Here is a 16,141-nt window from a genome sequence, read left to right as displayed (position 1 = left end):
TGTCGCCCGTCCATGAGAGTTCGGTGAAGATCGCGCGGGGTTTCCTTAAGAAGCGGCCAGCGGGAAGACGAGGTCGAACCGGGCGCCGCCGCTCTCGGCGCGCGCGGCCGAGACCCGGCCGCCGTGCTGGGTCACGACCTGTTCGACGATCGCCAGCCCGAGCCCCGAACCCGGCAGCGCGCGGGCGGTGTCGGCCCGGTAGAACCGCTCGAACACGTGCGCCAGGTCCGCCTCGGGCACCCCCGGCCCCTCGTCGTCGACGCGGACGCGCACCGCGCCGCCGCCGGCCGACATGGTCACCCGGACCGTGCCGCCCGGCGGTGACCACTTGGCGGCGTTGTCGAGCACGTTGAGCACCGCCCGCTCGACCGCGGCCGGGCGCACGAGCACGTCGGCCTCGGCCAGCTCGGCCTCGAACGACACCGCCGGCCACCGCGACCGGGTGCGTTCGACGGCCGAGGTGACGATGTCGGCCAGTGCCAGGCGCTCCTCGGCTTCGGTCGGCCGTTCACCGGTGGACAGGTCGACCAGCTCGCCGATCAGCGCGGTCAGCTCGACGGCCTGGGTGTCGAGGTCGGTCAGCAGCCGGGACCGGTCTTCGGCAGGCAGCTGCCGGCCGGGGTTGGCGTCGGCGTGGATCAGCAGCTCGATGTTGTTGCGCAGGCTCGTCAACGGCGTCCGCAGCTCGTGCCCGGCGTCCTCGACCAGCCGCCGCTGCTCGTCGCGGGACCGGCTCAGCGCGCCGAGCATCGCGTTGAACGCCGTGGCCAGCCGGCCGATCTCGCCGCTCGCGGTGACGTCGATGGCCGCCGACAGCTCCTGCGTGCGCGCCACGTTCTCGGCGGCGGAGGTGAGCTCGTCGACCGGCTGGAGCGCCGAGCGGGCGATCGCCCGGCCGGCCGCCGTGGCGCCGAGCACCCCGGCGGCGGACACCACCAGCAGCCAGAAGCCCAGCCGGCCCAGGCTGTCTTCGACGTCCTCGGAGTCCTGGGCGACCTGGACGGTGCCCCCGCCCGGCCGCGCGGCCGTCCACATGCGGAACCGGTCCTCGCCGCGGTGGATGTTGGCCGCCCGGCTGACGGTGAACAGCCCTTCCGGCGCCGGGGGCGGAAGATCCGTGATCGGGCCCGCCGTTCCGGTGACCTGGCCGGCGGCCGAGCCGAACTGGACGGTCAGGCTGCGGTTCCGGTCGGGCCCGGGCTCGGCGGTGGAGCGCAGGGTCGAGAGCGCTTCCGCCGGCGAGGCGGCTTTCGCGGCGAGCTGGGCGTAGGACTGCAGCCGGGCGTCGAACTGGTCGTAGAGGTCGGCGCGGGTGATGCCCCAGGAGATCGCCGACACCGTCACCACGGCGAGCGCGACCGCGGTCGCCACCAGGACGCCGAGCCGGGCGCGCAGGGACAGCGTCTTCCAGCGGCGCCGCTTCACAGCGGCTCCTCGCGCAGCACGTAACCGACGCCGCGCACGGTGTGCAGCAGCCGGGACCCGCCTTCGGCTTCCAGCTTGCGGCGCAGGTAGCTGACGTAGACGTCGAGCCCGTTGGACGCGGCGCCGAAGTCGTAGCCCCACACGTGCTCGAACATGACCGAGCGGGTCAGCACGATCCGCGGGTGGTGCAGGAACGTCTCGAGCATCGCGAACTCGGTCCGGGTCAGGTGCAGCGCGCGGCCGCCGCGGAAGACCTCGCGGGTCGCCGGGTCGAGGGTGACGTCGGCGAACCGCAGCGCGGCGGGCGCCGGCGGGGCCGGCGTGGCGTGGTACTCCGTGCGGCGCAGCAGCGCCCGCACCCGGGCCAGCAGCTCCTGCAGCGCGAACGGCTTGACGAGGTAGTCGTCGGCGCCCGCGTCGAGGCCGGCCACCCGGTCGGTCACCGCGGTCCGCGCGGTCAGCATCAGGACCGGCACGGTGTTGCCTTCCGCGCGCAGGACCCGGCACACCTCCAGGCCGCCGAGCACCGGCATCGTGACGTCGAGCAGCACGCCGTCGGGGTGCTCGGCGCGGATCACGGCCAGCCCGGCGCCCCCGTCACCGGCGATGGAGACGGTGTAACCCTCGAACCGCAGGGTGCGCGACAACGAGTCCTGCACGGCCGTCTCGTCGTCGACGATCACCAAGTGCACCCGGCGTCCCCTTCGTTCCGGCGGCCGATGACACACAGTGACAGTAGCCGAGGTTTTCGCGCGGGTACCGAACTCTCATCGAAGATTAAGGCGCCCGGCCGATCTCGTCCGCGGTGAGGACCCGGTTCCACACCCGGACGTCGTCGATGCCGCCCGGCCAGAAATCGCTGTGGTGCCAGCCGGAGACCGCGCGGCCGATCGCCAGCGGGCCGGGGGCGGCGTCGCCGGCCGGCTGGGTCCACGTCTTGGCCTGGGCGACGCCGTCGACGTAGAGGACGTAGGTTCCGGCGTCGGCGTCGTGCACCCCGGTCAGGTGGTACCAGCGCCCGGGTTGCGGGGCGGCGTCCGACAGGGCGCGGCCCGAACTCGTCGAGAACGCCAGGCGGTCGTCGGCCGCGGAGTACTGGAGGTAGAACCCGCTGCTCGGGTCGCCGTCCTGGCTGACCGCCGTCGCCCAGGAGCCGGTGCGGTCCAGCCGGACCCAGGCGCTGACCGAGTAGTTCCCGGTGGTGTCGACGACGGGCCCGCCGGTCGCCGCGTACTGGCTCGAACCGTCGAGCTGCAGCGCCGTTCCGGACGTGCCGGGCACCCACGCGGGGGAGCCGGTCAAGGTAGCGTCGTGCGCTCCCGCGCTGTCGTGGGCGACGGTTCCGCTGCCCTCGTCGAGGGGCCAGGCGCCGACCGGGTCCGGCTGCCCGGCCGCGTGCGCGACCTGGAGCCGGAGGAGCCGGTGCGTGCTCTCCTGGCCGCCGGGACCGCGGTAGGACACGGTCGCGGACATCGCCGCCGCGCTGCCCGGCTCGGCCCCCGGCGGCGCGGTCAGCGTGGCGTTCCAGGTGGCTCTCCGGCCGGGCGGGATCGCGGCGGGGGCACGGCCGGACGTGACCGACCAGCCGTCCGGGACGGCGAGGCTCAGCCGCGGGGCGGCGAGCGGGCTGCCGGTGGTGTTCTGCACGGTCACCGTCAGTGGCGTGCTCCGGCCGGCCGTGATGACGCCGGCGGCGTTGGCGGGACCGGCGGTGATCCGGGCGTCCGGGCTCGACGGCGTCCAGGACTGCAGCTCGCTCACGCCGACGAAAGCGCCCGGCGGGTTGGTGAACACGAGCCGGATCCGGCTGGTGGTCAGCGTCGGGAAGGTGATCCGGTTGACGCCGTTGCCGGCCGGGGCCGCCTGCTCGCGCACCTGGCCCGGGATCTCCTGCCACGCCGAGCCGGTCCAGTACTCCAGGCGGTAGGCCGCGGCCGGTCTGACCCCGCCGCCGTCGTCGTAGCCGTGCCAGCGGATGTCGCCGACCGGGGTGGGGGCGCCGAAGTCGACGCCGTAGAAGTCGCCCGGGTTCGGCGAGGCGTAGTTGGTCCAGCGGGTGTTTTCGGGGACCTCGTCGTACCAGACCTTGCCGTCGAGGGCGCTCCACGGGTTGTCGTTCGGCCACGTGTAGGAGGTGATCGGCCGGGGATAACCGGTGCGCAGCGGGTTGGCGGCGTCGTCTACGAGGTCGGTGCGCGGGGCGAGCAGGGTGCGCCCGACGTCGATCGTGGTGGCGCGCAGGGTGGGGGAGCGCTGGACGAGCCGCCCGTCGACGTAGAGCCGCATCCCGGCGCCCTGGCCGTAGTGCGTGCCGTCGCGGTCCCACAGCACGGTGACGTCGTGGCCGTGGTACGGGACGTTCTCGGCCGCGAAATGGTCCCATGTGGACGGTGTCAGCGGCTGCACGCGCAAGGTGGTGTCGCTCTGCGGGCGGAGGCCGAGCAAGCCGGACAGGACGAGATCGGTGTAGGTGGAGTGGTTGTAGTCCTCGCTGTGGCTGGGCCCGTCGTAGACCCAGGCGTCCCGGTCCGGATCGTGGGCTTCGGCGACGTAGGGCGTGCCGTTCTTGGTCTGGGTGCGGGCGTACGTGGCCAGCGCGGCCGCATAGTCCTCTTTGGACACTGTGGGCTGGGCCGGGTAGTCGTCCAGGAGGTTCGCCAGGCCGGTCAGGGTCTGCGCGGTGGCGAAGGGCCAGCTCGGCCCGTCCCAGCGGCAGCAGGAACCGGCGTCCTTCATGAAGAACGGGCTGCGGCGCTCGGCCGTCGTCGGCCCGAAGGCACCGGCGAAGCCGCCGGGGTCGAGCAGCTGGGACCACGCCGCGCTGTCGGCGGGCCGGGCCGCGCCGAACATCCAGGGCAGGAACCCGATCTGCTCACGGCTGCCGGAGAGCCGGTGGTCCGGGTTGCCGTCGCGGGGCATCGCGTAGTAGAAGCCGCGGTTTGGGTCCCACAGCCACTTCTGCAGCGCCGCCGCGAGGTTCGCGGCGCGCTGGGCGTACTCGGTGGCGAGCCGGTGGTCGCCGGCCGAGTCCGCGATGCGGCTGATCGCGAGGGCGTCGCCGTACTGGTAGGAGTTGAGCGTCGGCCGGTAGCCGGCGCCGCCGTGGTAGGGGTTGGGCGACTCGTAGGACGAGGCGGAGTACTCCATGGCGTCCCACACCGGGACCGACCAGTAGAGGCCGAGCCCGGGGTCGAACTGCTTGTCCCAGCCGCGGTACTGGCGCACGAGGGCGGGCAGCAGCGCGCGCACCGGGCCGAAGTCACCGGTCACCTGCGCCTGGCCGTAAGCGGACGCGGCCAGCCAGACGCTGTATTCGTGCGCCCAGTCGGTGGTGTCGGCGTTGACGTCGTCGGTGGCGGGCTTGGCGCCCGCGCCGGGGCCGGTGAGCCAGAACCGCAGGTAGTCCCGGCCGTAGCCCGGGTCGCGCAGCCAGCGCCCTTCGGTCAGCTGGTGCCCGGCGGCGGCGTTGATCGCCTGGTAGGGCGCGGCGTACCCGCAGCAGTCGAGGAATTCCGTCGAGATCCAGCCGTCGGCGGGGTTCGTGTAGCGCAGGTGCTCCTTGAAGACGCGCCAGCGGTAGTAGTAGACGCGCTCCATCGTGGCGTCGGGCAGGTCCACGAACGGGATGTTCGCCTCGTACCAGCCGGGTTCGGCGTACCCGGCCAGTGCGGCCGAGTGATCGAGGAAGTGCGTCCCCGGGCCGGTGGTGGCTCCGGCCGCGCCGGCGGCACCGGTGAGCCCGGCCTGCGCGAGCAGCACGGCGACGGCCAGCCAGGTTCTTCCCCGGCGCATGGGTCCTCCCGGATTTACAACGTTGTAAAACTCAGCCTCGACCACTATCGCTCAAAATTCCCCAGAAGGGAACACCGGGCTGCGGTCAGGGGCGGCCGATCAGGACGAAGGCCGCCCACTCGGCCGTCCGCAGCGGTGCGTCCTCCTGCGCCGGTGACCTCCGGGCCGAACCCGGACCGGGTGCGTCCTCGCCGACAGCAGCGCAAAGGACCGTGTACCGCTCGTGGAGGTCCAACGCGGTGAGCGACCGCAGGAACTGCTGCGCGCCCTGCAGGGCCTCGGCCGCGTTCTCCCCGGCGGCCAGCCTGTGGTGGAAGTCGTCCATCAGGACGCACGTCGACCGGTCGTCGACCGGCCACAGCGAGACGACGGCGGACCGCGCACCGGCCGCGAGGAGCTGGCGTGCGAGCCCCACGACGTCGCCACCCCGGGTCACCTCGCCCCGCCCGGTGTCGCAGCCGCTGAGCACGACCAGGTCCGCGTCGAGGTCGAGGCCCGCGAGATCGGTCACGGACAGCCGTTCCCCGCCGTCGAGGACGATCCCGGACGCGGTCGGCGCGATGGCGGAGATCAGCCCGTGGGTGGCCAGGTGCGCGACGCGCGCGGCCGGCAGCCTGCCGGTGACCGCCGTCTTGGCCGCGCCGGCACCGAGCAGGGCCGTGGTGCGGTGGTGCCGCGCGGCGGCCAGCGCCTCGACGCGGGTCGCCGGGAGCCGGGGGAGGCCCGGGGCGGCCGGGTCACCGACGACCAGCACCTCGCCCTCGCCGCGCGTGCCCGCGAGCCGGGGCAGGAGGCTCGCCGCGGGCAGGGACGACAGCACGTGGGAAGCGCCCAGCACCCGGCCGCGGAAGGGCAGCACGGCGAACGGCAGCAGGTTCAGCGCGCCCGAGGGGACGACCACGACCCGCCGGTGCGCCGTCAGGTGGCCGGCCACCGGATCGAGGAGCAGCCGGCTCAGCTCCCGCCGGGATGCTTCGGCGTCGCCGGGAACGTATGCGCCCGCACCGGCCGCGTGGATCCGGTGGACGTGCCCGGCGACGCGGTCGGCGTCGACCGGGACGGCGAAACCGTCGAGCTCGCGGCCGGTCAGCGCCCACCCCAGCAGGCGGTCGCCGGCCAGCAGGTACTGGACGACCACGGTGTCCGGGGTCAGGCAGGCGCGCAGCTCGGCCGGCCCGGGCGCCTGCGGAACGTCCGCCGCCGGCCGCCGGCCCAATGCGGTTTCCGCGCGTTCGAGTTCGAGCTGCGCCGCGTCGAGCAGCTCCTGGGGACCGGTCCCCGGAGCCAGCAGGCCGAAAGCGGGATCCGGGGAGTCCGCCGCCGGGTGCATGCCCTGCCAGGCAACCAGGTCGTAGGCCGCCGACCAGGCGGCGGCTGCCCGCCGCCAGCGCAGGACCGGCGCCTTCTCGACGCCACGGTGCTCGCTCAGCAACGCCGCGAGGGGCAGGGACCGCAGCCGGTCGCCGTGCCGGAACGACCCGGTGACGTCACCCTCGGCCAGGGCGGCCTCCGCCGCGAGCCGGTACAGCAGCCGGGCGTTCGTGCTGTCGGTGTAGGCGGTGCGGAAAGCATCCCGGCCGAGCGTGCCGAACCAGCGTTCGAAGGCGGTGCGGGCGGCGGCGGTCAGCCGGCGGGCCCGGCCGGTGTCGCCGGTCCGCAACGCCGCTTCGGCCGCCGCCGGCACGGCGTCCCACCCGTTCGGTTCGCCCGGCCGGATCTCCGGTTCGCCGGCCAGCAGCTCGGCGGCCGCCGCGTACGCGCGGGCCTGGAGCAGCAAGCCGGCCCTCAGCTCGGCGGGCATGGCCGTCCGCGGAACGGCTTCCACCACCTCGGCGTGGCGGCCGGCGGCGGCCAGCGCCACGGCCCGGATCGACGCACCCCGCGCGCCGAGGCCCGTGGCCGTGCCGATCGCTTCGGCGAAGGAATCGTCGGCCCGCACGTCCAAACCCGCCCGGCGGCGCGCCAGGCCTTCGGCGACGGACACGAGAACCGACGTCTGGGCCACGCTGTCGCGAAGGCTGCCGGCGACCTGCGCGGCCATCGCCTCGGCGAAACCGGGCTGCCGGGGCCCGCCGTCGGCGGTGAAGCGCTGCCGGCCCAGGTCCGGCAACGCCTCGAAACGACGGCGGGTGGCCGCGAAGACGTCCTCGTCGGCATCGCCGTCGGGCTCGACCGCGACCGGGCACCGCGCTGCGAGCTCGCCCGCCTGGTCCCGGCACCAGGCCAGCCCGGCCGGATGCCCCTCGATGACGTACTGGTTGGTCAGCCCGATCAGCAGGTTCGCCGCCTGCATCCACTCGTCGAGCGTCGGCGTCCCGGTGCCGGAACAGGCCCGGAGCGCGCTGTGCAGCGTGCCGATGGCCGGTCCGCGGCTGTTGAGCCCGCCGTACAGCTCGGCGGTGGCGCCGAGGCAGGCCAGCCGTTCGCCGTCGTGACCGATCCCGCCGGCGATCTCCAGGGCGACCGCCAGCAGCAGCCGCGCCGGTTCCGGGCGGCCGTCCCGCAGCCACCGCCCGCTCGTGCCGCGCAGCAGGAGCGCGAGCGCCCTGGCGTAGCTGGCGCTGCCGCCGGTCCGGGCCCACGCGGCGATCTCGGCGGGCAGCCGGGTGCGGAGGGTGCCGGCGTGGCCGGCCGAGACGAGCGCGACGAGCCGGTGGGTCCCGGCGAGGTGGCGGACGTCGTCGGCACCGGCTTCCGCGGCGAACCGGCCCGCCCGGGCCGCGAGGCCGGCCGCGAGGTCCGGCTCGCCGGCCAGGGACGCCAGGAACGACCGCCGCAACGCCGACGCGGCCGCCCCGCGGCCCGACCCGGCCCGGCGGAACGCGGCTTCGGCGTCCGCGCACGCCGTTTCGACGAGGTCCCGCGCGCCCGGCGGCGGCGTGTGCGGCGGCCGGGTGAGCTCCCACGGGTCCAGCCCCATCAGCTCCGGGGACGACCACGGGCTCAGCACGGCGTCGGCGACGAACAGGTGGCAGTCGCCGGCACCGGCGTCGTCGCCCTCGGCGGTGAACCGGTCGTGCGCCCGGCGGCAGTGGTCCGCGGCGGCACCCGGCTCGCCGCCGAGGCGCAGGAGGTCCGCCGCGACGAGCAGGCCGCGAGCCGCCAGCCGGTCGCCGACCCGGTTCCGGAGCCGGTCCAGGCACCGCAGGAGGTCGTCGACCATGCGGTGGGCGGCCGCGGAACCGCGCGCCGGATCGACGCGCGCCGACCCGAGGACCATGAACCGCCACGCGTGCGCTTTGATCCGCAGTTCGGCGTCCGCCGCGAGCCCGGGTTCCGCGGCCTCGGGAATGTCCCGGAACACCTGCGCCAGCACCGGTTCCGGCGCGTCCGCGGCGAATCCGCCGGGAAACCGGACCTGGTCGTGGAAAACCGCCAGCTGCCGCGCGACGAGCGCGGTCGCCTCGTCGGTGTCGCCCGGCATCCGGCCAGTCTCGGGAAGCGCACGAAGCACGGCAAGGCCGCCGAACGGGTGGTAACGGCCGGGCGGCCGGCACCGATTCGGTGGTTGTGATGCGGCGAGCGGCGGTTCTCATCGGCGTGCGCGAAAGCGGTGATCTTCCGCCGCTTTCCGCGGTGCTGCCGGGAATCCGTGACGTCGGGAACTGGGCGCGCGGGCAGGGTTTCGAGACCGTCCGGACTTTGACCGACGAGCACGGGAAACTCGGCGTCCGGGCCATTCAGGACACGATCGCCGAACTCGTGGAGCCCGGGGTCGTCGACCAGCTCGTCGTCTATTTCGCCGGGCACGGCGTCAACATCGGGCGAACCGAATACTGGCTGCTTTCGGATGCGCCCGCCTACACCAACGAGGCCGTGAACGTCGCGGGCAGCGTGGAGCTGGCCCGCTGGTGCGGGGTTCCGCACGTGGTGTTCGTCTCCGACGCCTGCCGGACCGCCGCCGACGGCATCACGCAGCAGACGCTCCGGGGTTCCGACGTCTTCCCGAACGCCGGCGGCGCGGCCGGCAGCCGGCCCGTCGACCTCTTCTACGCGTGCGCGCTGGGCAGCCCCGCGTACGAGGTCAAGGATCCCGGTTACGCGGCCGCGCGGTACGACGCCGTCTACACCAAGGCCCTGGTCGACGCGCTGACCGGCCGGGCGCAGGAGGTCCTGGAACCCGCGGACGGGGAACCGCCGTCCAGCCTGGTCCGCCCGTGGCCGCTGCGGACGTACCTCGAGGGCGAAGTCGGACGGCGGCTGGCGATGCTGGTGCCCTCCGGCGACCTGATCCAGCAACCGGACGCGATCATCACCTCGCCCCCGTCCGCCTGGCTGTCCCGGTTGGACGGGGTGTCCCGGCCGGCCGGGACCCGCGGCCCCGCCGTCGTCGAGCCGCCTCCGACGCTCGGCTCGGTGACCCGGCTCGCGATCGACGAGGCTGTGCGGGGAGCGCAGCCGGCGCCGATCTTCTCCGAGGCGGCGGACCAAGGAATCACCGGAGCCGCGGAGCTGTCCGAGACGATGCAGCTCCGGGACCGGTTGTCTGGGCGCGGTCCGTCCCTTTCGGACTCGGGATTCGTGGTCCGCGGAGGTGAGTTCGCCTTCGCCTGGAACCCCGCCACCCCCGTTTCCCAAGACGGGAATCGGGTCCTGCTGGGGTACAACAGCCGGGGAACGTCCGTTTTCCTCCAGTTCGGCAACGGTACGGCGGTCATGCTTCCCGTGCTGATCGGCCAGGTCGGCGTCATCACGATCCAGGACGGCACCGTGGTGGACATCGACTACGGAATACAGATACCCGGGGAACGCCACTGGGACCGATACCGGCCCCTGCGCGCGCTCGTCGCGGCCACCGCGAGGCAGGGGCTGTTCCGCCTCGAACGCGACAACGTCGACGCCTTCGCGATCCGGCTCCGCGAGGACAGGATGTACGACCCCACGGTGGTCCTGCACGCCGCCTACGCCTACCACGAACTGCAGCGCGACGACCTCCTCCGCGAACTCTTCGAGTACGTGGGGTCCACAGTGGACGCTGCGCTGTTCGACGTCGCCCTGCTCGCCGGTGCCCTCCGGCCCCAGCGGATACCGATCCTGCCCGTGGTGCCCATCCTCGCCCGCGGCTGGGCCCTGCTGGACGCGCTGGGCGCCCGCCTGCCCCGCGAGGTGACGGACCTGCGCCGCCACCTCGTGCCGGGCCTGTGGACGCAGTTCACCGCGGACGGGGCCGGCCAGGCCCGCGCCGCCGTCGAGAGCACGGGAGGCCGCCTGTGACCCGGCTGGTGTTCGTCCACGGCCGCGCCCAGCAGGACAAGGACGCCGCGGAACTCAAGCAGGAGTGGATCGCCGCGCTGCGCCGCGGACTGGCGAAGTCCGGCCGGCAGCTGCCCCTGCCGGACGACCACATCCGGTTCCCCTACTACGGCGACACCCTGCGCGACCTGGCCACCGACCGGGCCGGCGTCGCCGGCGTCGTCGTCCGCGGCGCGGCGGTTCCCGCCGAGGAAGCCACCTTCGTCCGCATGGTGCTGCAGGAGGTGCGCAAAGAAGCCGGGATTTCGGACGGCCAGATCGTCGCCGAGGCGGACGCCGCGGACCGGGTGGCGGTCGAACGCGGGCCGCAGAACTGGCCGTGGGTCGTCGCGGTGCTGCGCGCGCTCGACAAGCACGTCCCCGGAACGAGCGCGCCGAGCATCGCGGCGTTCACCCACGACGTGTACCGCTACCTGCGCAACATCGGCATCCGCGACCGCATCGAAACCGGTGTCCGGGCCGCGTTCACGGCCGGCGAGCCGACGGTGGTCGTCGGCCACTCGCTCGGCTCGGTCGTCGCCTACAACCTCCTGTGCCGCGACGGCGAACGGGAGGGGTGGAACGTGCCGCTGTTCGTCACGCTCGGCTCACCCCTGGCGGTGACGGCGATCAAGCGGCAGCTGAGCCCGGTCCGCCACCCGGCGTGCGCCGCCCGCTGGTTCAACGCGTCCGACCCCCGCGACATCGTCGCGCTCCACCCCCTGGCCGCACCGTATTTCCCAGCCACACCGCCGGTGGAGAACAAGACGGACGTCGAAAACCCGACCGCGAACCGGCACGGGATCAGCGGCTACCTCGAAGACGCCGAGGTGGCCCGCCGGATCCACAACGGCCTCACCGGAAAACCGTGAACCCCGGAGCATCCGGCGGAGCCACGTTGAGACGATCGGTCGTTGCGGGAACACCGGCGACATCGAGGCCATCGGTGGCCTGGCCGCCCCTTGTCACCGCAGGTGCTGGCGCACCTGGTTGCGGACCCGGCCGGAGAGCCGGGAGTCCTCGTCGAGGAGCCGCATCGCCGCCCGGCCCGCGGCCGGGTCCTGCTGCTTCGCCCGCAACGCGGCCTGGAACCGGAGCTCGTCCTTCGCGTGCCGGTCTCCGGAGATCGACACCAGTGCCTTGACCGCGTGCTTGCCGTGCAGCGCCAGCGCGGCCTGCAGCCGCAGGTCGTCCGGCCGGCCCCGCTCGGCCAGGGTGCGCAACGCCGGCTCGGCGGCTTTCCGGTCGTACCGGTCGAGGGCCTTCGCGGCCTTGAACCGCAGCTCGTCCGGGGCGGCGCCGTCCGTGGCCAGGTCGCGCAGCACCGGCGCGGCGGCCGCGCCGCCTTCGAGCGCCGCGGTCAGCCGGTATCGGTGGCCGGCCGTGGGGCGCGCGGCCAGGTCGGCCATCACCTGCTGCCCGCGGATCTTGTCGAGGCTCGCCACCTTCCGGGCGGCTTGCATCGCGTCCTCGTCCTGGCTGGTTTCGGCGATCACGCCGAACAGCCGGACCCGCCTGACGCGGTCCAGCTTGGCGCCAATCGCCTCGACCACCTCGATCCGGCGCTTGGCCGGCACCAGCGAGCTCCTCGCCAGCTTGTCCAACGCCGCGTACCCGACCTTCGGGTCGAGGTCGAAGGCGCGGTTGAGGGCGTCCGGCCGCTGCGGTGCGATGGCGACGAGCAGGCGGGCCCCGGTGGTCGGCTCGGTCTTCCCGACCAGCGTCGCGGCGCGGATCCGGGCGTCTTCGGGAGCGTCCTTGTCCTCGGCGAGGCCGACGAGCGCCGCGATCGGCCCACCGTGCTTCTCGACGATGTGCCTCGCCGCGGCGAAGCGGGCCTCCCCACCGGCGGCCGGATCCTGCGAGAGCCGCTCCAGGGCGGGGACCGCCTGGTCCGGGGCGAACTCGCCGAGCATCTGCACGGCGTGGAAGCGGGTCATGCCGCCGGCTTCCGACCACGCCACGCCCGCCACGATCCGCATCGCCGCGGCGTGATCGTGCGGATGCACCAGAGCCGCGACCCGCGCCGGGGTTTCGGGGTTGGTGGCGGTCGCGACGATCAGACCGGCTGTTTCGTGTTCCGCGTCGGCGTTGCGGGCCAGGAGGTCCGCTAACAGCTTCAGCCTGCCCTCGTCCGAAAGGCCGTGCTGCGGCTCGGTCAGCTCCCGCATGACCTCGACCGAGCCGGCCGCGATCGCCGCCGGCGTCCGCCATTCCCGCATCGCGGGCGACCGCGCGAGGGTCAGCATCGCCCGGACGCCCAGCGCGGCGTCCCGGTCGCCGATCAGCCGGGCGGTTTCGAGGCGGTCCTCCGGCTTGCCGACGAGGCCGGCGGCCAGGACCGCGAGGTTCTCCCGCGCCCGCGGCGGGTCGTGTTCGGCGAGTTCGTCGACCGCGAGGAGCCGCCGCTGCGGCCGGCAGCCGTCCGGGGGAAGGCGGACGAGGTCGTCCAGCACCGTCCTGGTGGCCGCGGGATCGAGGGAGGACAACCATTTCGCCCCGGCGAGCCAGTGGTCGTCCGGCAGGCGGTCACCGCGTAGCGCCTCGCCGAGGACCGCGGTGGCCCGGCCGGCGAAATCGTTGCCCGGAACGAGGTTCCGCCGGAGCAGCTCCAGCACGAACCGGAGGTTCGGGTACCAGTGCTCCTCGCTCAGCAGCCGGTTCAGCCGCCGCTCGACGGCGGCGCGCGACTCCCGCCACCACAGCGCGGCGAGGTAGAGGTGGGTTTCCAGAGCGGGCCACGGCCAGTCCGCCCGCGGCGCGAGGTACCTCCCGGTCCACGGCTGCCACCACTTCGGCCCTCGCGGATGCCGGCGCGCGAGGTGCCGCGCGGCCAGGAAGTGCGCCAGATCCTCGTCGGCGAAGGAAAAACCGCGGTCCTCGGCGGTGAACACACCACAGCCGCCGAGCAGCCGCACGACATCACCCCGCCCGGCCCCGCCGAACCGGCGCGAACCGGTCGCCAGATCGAGAACGGTCCGCGGATTCTGCTCGATCACGCGGGCGTGGGCGATCTCGGCGAGCAGGGCGAGGGCGTCATCGGCGGTGAGACCGGGAGTGCCGGCGAGCTTCCCCGCACCGAGGCGGGCGGTCCACTCGAGCTGCTCCAGCGTCTCCCCAGCGGCCATCTCCGTAACGTAGTAGTCCCCGCGGCGGCCGGTCCAGGACGAAAACGCGACAGTACCGGCGTCGATCGGTGGCGCGTCTTCCCGGCGAGCCGCCGGCTGATCTTGCGCGTACTGTGATGCAAAATCGGTTCAAATGCGTTCAAGATCCGAGGAGGCCGCATGAGCAGCGCCCCTGAGCTGCGGTCCCTCAGCTCCAGCGAGGTCGCCCGGGCCCTCGGTGTCTCCCAGGTTACGCTGCGGACGTGGGAACAGCGGTACGGCATCGGTGCCTCGGACCGCGAGGAGAACGGCCGCCGGCGGTACACGCCCGAAGACGTCGAACGGTTGCGGCGGATGCGGGCGCTGCAGGCGCAGGGCACGCGGGCGCGGGAAGCCGCCCGGCTGGTGCTGGCTCGGTCGGCGGCGGGGACCAGCGTCGAACTGCGGCGGGCGCGGATCGCCGAGGCCGCCGAACTGCTCGACCTCGCCACCATGGGTGGCCTGGTCGACGACGCGCTCGCGAGCCTCGGGGTGGCGAAGACGTGGACCGAGGTCGTCGCGCCCGTCCTGCGGGCGATCGGGGAGCGGTGGGCGAAAGCGGGGGACCGCAACGCGATGGCCGCGGAGTGGGCGCTGGCCGCCGCGGCCTCGACCGCGCTGGACCGATTGCGGACGCCGGTGCCCGTGCGGGCCGGCCGGGGGCCCGTGTTGTTCGTCTGCGGGCCGGCGGAACGCCACGAACTGCCGGTCAAGGTGCTCAGCGCGGCCCTCGGCGACGACGGCGCGCCGTCGATGTTCCTGGCCGGCCTGGTGTCGATCGACGTCCTGCGGGTGGTGGCCGCCCGCCACTCGCCGAGTGCCGTGGTGGTGTGGTCGATGACGTCGCCGTCGGCGGACGTCCGGACGCTGCACACCCTGCACGGCGAGGGGATTCCGGTGCGCCCGGCCGGCCCGGGCTGGCGCGGCCTGCCGACGGTCGGCGAGCCGCTGCCGCCGTCATTCTCCGGAGCCCTGGCGGCCTGCGCCGGGTGACCGCGACGGCAGCGGGACGCGGTCGACCCGTTCGGCCCGGCGGGCCGGCACGTCGTTGGCGATCAGCACCGCGGCCCACGGCAGGGGCACGGAAATCGCCAGGAAGGCCAGGGCGAGCCACCAGACGTGCGCGGTGAGCCCGGCGAGCACCAGGCACGGGATGCGGCAGGCCATCATCACCACGTACTTGCGGCGGCGGCGGGCGAGCTGCTCGCCGGCCGACGGCGCCGCCGTGGTGATCAGGGCGGCCCGGCGGCTCACGGCACGCTCCCGAGCCGGACGGACGACACGGCCAGCGGCCCGATGGTGTTCTGCACGACGGAAAGCAGCACCGCCGGCTCGCTGCCCGGCAGGCGCACCGCGGCCGCCCACACCGATCCGGCGACGAGCAGCACGGCGAGGGCCGCCGCGACCGTGATCGCCGTCCGCCGCAGCCGCTCGTCGCGGGTGTCGGTGATGGTCAGCGCCAGCGCCGCGTGGACGACGAGAGCCACCACCGCGCCCAGCGCCGGCCAGTCGAAGGGCAGCCAGGTGAAGCTGATCGCCGTGGCGACCGCGGACAGCACGGCCGTGGCCGCGGCGCACCCCCCGGCGAGCCGTGCCCGTGCCCGTGCGGCAGGCAGTACCGCAGTCATCGCCGTCCCCGGTCCAGCGCGCGGGTTTCGGCGGGTGGGTCGGGGGTCAGCAGCGAGCCGGGGACCGCGTGCCCGGCCGAACCCAGCTTGTTCATCTTCTTCGGCACCGGCGCGCCCTGGTACTCGAGCGGGGTGGCGGCGAGCGGCTGGTGGATCTCGACGAACTCGCCGTGCGGCAGCCGCTTGATGATCCCCGTCTCGACGCCGTGGTCCAGCACCTCGCGGTCCGCCCGTTGGAGACCGACGCACAGCCGGTACGTGACGAAGTACGCCAGCGGCGGCCCGACCAGCAGCCCGATTCGGCCCGCCCAGGTCATCGCGTTGAGGGAGATGTCGAACTGGACGGCGAGGATGTCGTTGAAGCTGGAGAGGGTCAGCACGAGGAAGAACACGATCGCCATCGCCCCGATGGACGTGCGGACCGGGACGTCACGGGGGCGCTGCAGCAGGTTGTGGTGCGCGGTGTCGCCGCTGAGCCGCCGCTCGATGAACGGGTAGCTCAGCAGCAGCGTCACCAGCACCGCGATGCCGATCGCACCGGCGAAGAACACCGGCGGCACGGTGTGGTCGCCGAGGTAGAGCTCCCACGGCGGCCACACGCGCAGCAGCCCGTCGGCCCAGCCCATGTACCAGTCCGGCTGGGACCCGGCGGAAACCTGGGACGGGTTGTAGGGGCCGAAGTTCCACACCGGGTTGATCTGGAACAGCCCCGACATCAGCGCCAGCACCCCGACGACCAGGGTGAAGAACGCGCCGCCCTTGAGCGCGAAGTACGGCATGATCCGCACCCCGACGACGTTGCTCTCCTTGCGCCGCACTCCCGGGAACTGGGTGTGCTTCTGGTACCACACCAGCGCCAGGTGCGCCCCGACCAGCGCGAGCATGATGCCCGGGATCAGCAGGATGTGCAGCGTGTAC

At 73.9% G+C, this 16,141-nt stretch carries 11 protein-coding genes; 3 read left to right on the top strand and 8 right to left on the bottom strand.

All coding sequences use genetic code 11. The annotated features are described in order from the left end of the window. Positions 1-45: 45 nt before the first annotated feature. From OO60_RS43400 to OO60_RS43385, 4 genes are all read right to left on the bottom strand, one after another. Positions 46-1,425: a HAMP domain-containing sensor histidine kinase gene (locus tag OO60_RS43400; protein WP_003077491.1), complete on the bottom strand. Its 1,380-nt coding sequence runs from the start codon at positions 1,423-1,425 to the stop codon at positions 46-48. Next, on the bottom strand, positions 1,422-2,117 hold the full coding sequence (locus OO60_RS43395; protein ID WP_003077492.1) for a response regulator transcription factor: 696 nt from the start codon (positions 2,115-2,117) through the stop codon (positions 1,422-1,424). Before OO60_RS43395 ends, OO60_RS43400 begins: the two co-directional genes overlap by 4 nt. Positions 2,118-2,202: 85 nt before the next feature. Further along, on the bottom strand, positions 2,203-5,217 hold the full coding sequence (locus OO60_RS43390; RefSeq protein WP_003077494.1) for an MGH1-like glycoside hydrolase domain-containing protein: 3,015 nt from the start codon (positions 5,215-5,217) through the stop codon (positions 2,203-2,205). 85 nt (positions 5,218-5,302) lie between these two features. Then, complete coding sequence (locus tag OO60_RS43385; protein WP_033263577.1) at positions 5,303-8,641, bottom strand: CHAT domain-containing protein; 3,339 nt, start codon at positions 8,639-8,641, stop codon at positions 5,303-5,305. A gap of 89 nt (positions 8,642-8,730) precedes the next feature. Between OO60_RS43385 and OO60_RS43380 the strand changes: the two genes are divergently transcribed. Beyond that, positions 8,731-10,431 carry a caspase family protein gene (locus tag OO60_RS43380; RefSeq protein ID WP_033263576.1) on the top strand — a complete coding sequence of 567 codons (1,701 nt, stop codon included), beginning with the start codon at positions 8,731-8,733 and terminating at the stop codon, positions 10,429-10,431. Further along, on the top strand, positions 10,428-11,321 hold the full coding sequence (locus OO60_RS43375; RefSeq protein ID WP_033263575.1) for a hypothetical protein: 894 nt from the start codon (positions 10,428-10,430) through the stop codon (positions 11,319-11,321). The genes OO60_RS43380 and OO60_RS43375 overlap by 4 nt, the downstream gene beginning before the upstream one ends. A 93-nt stretch (positions 11,322-11,414) precedes the next feature. On the opposite strand, the gene OO60_RS43370 is transcribed toward OO60_RS43375, so the two are convergent. Beyond that, on the bottom strand, positions 11,415-13,577 hold the full coding sequence (locus OO60_RS43370) for a hypothetical protein (protein ID WP_033263574.1): 2,163 nt from the start codon (positions 13,575-13,577) through the stop codon (positions 11,415-11,417). A gap of 159 nt (positions 13,578-13,736) precedes the next feature. Here OO60_RS43370 and OO60_RS43365 point away from each other — a divergent pair, with 159 nt between their 5' ends. Continuing rightward, positions 13,737-14,588, top strand: coding sequence for a MerR family transcriptional regulator (locus OO60_RS43365; RefSeq protein WP_003087315.1), 852 nt, complete (start codon positions 13,737-13,739; stop codon positions 14,586-14,588). Here the strand turns inward: OO60_RS43365 and OO60_RS43360 are convergent. The 3 genes from OO60_RS43360 to OO60_RS43350 all read right to left on the bottom strand — a co-directional run. Continuing rightward, positions 14,553-14,849, bottom strand: coding sequence for a DUF3099 domain-containing protein (locus OO60_RS43360; protein ID WP_003087313.1), 297 nt, complete (start codon positions 14,847-14,849; stop codon positions 14,553-14,555). The two genes, OO60_RS43365 and OO60_RS43360, sit on opposite strands and share 36 nt — an antisense overlap. Further along, entirely contained in the window at positions 14,846-15,223 is a 378-nt protein-coding gene (locus tag OO60_RS43355; protein ID WP_155848915.1) for a hypothetical protein, read from the bottom strand. Before OO60_RS43355 ends, OO60_RS43360 begins: the two co-directional genes overlap by 4 nt. Then, on the bottom strand, positions 15,220-16,141 hold a 922-nt coding region (locus OO60_RS43350; RefSeq protein ID WP_033263573.1), incomplete at its 5' end, for a cytochrome b. The genes OO60_RS43355 and OO60_RS43350, both read right to left, overlap by 4 nt.

It is taken from the genome of Amycolatopsis vancoresmycina, assembly GCF_000716785.1.
Lineage (GTDB): Bacteria > Actinomycetota > Actinomycetes > Mycobacteriales > Pseudonocardiaceae > Amycolatopsis > Amycolatopsis vancoresmycina.
The sequence above is the reverse complement of the archived record's forward strand: the minus strand, read 5'-3'. Positions and strand labels throughout refer to the sequence as shown.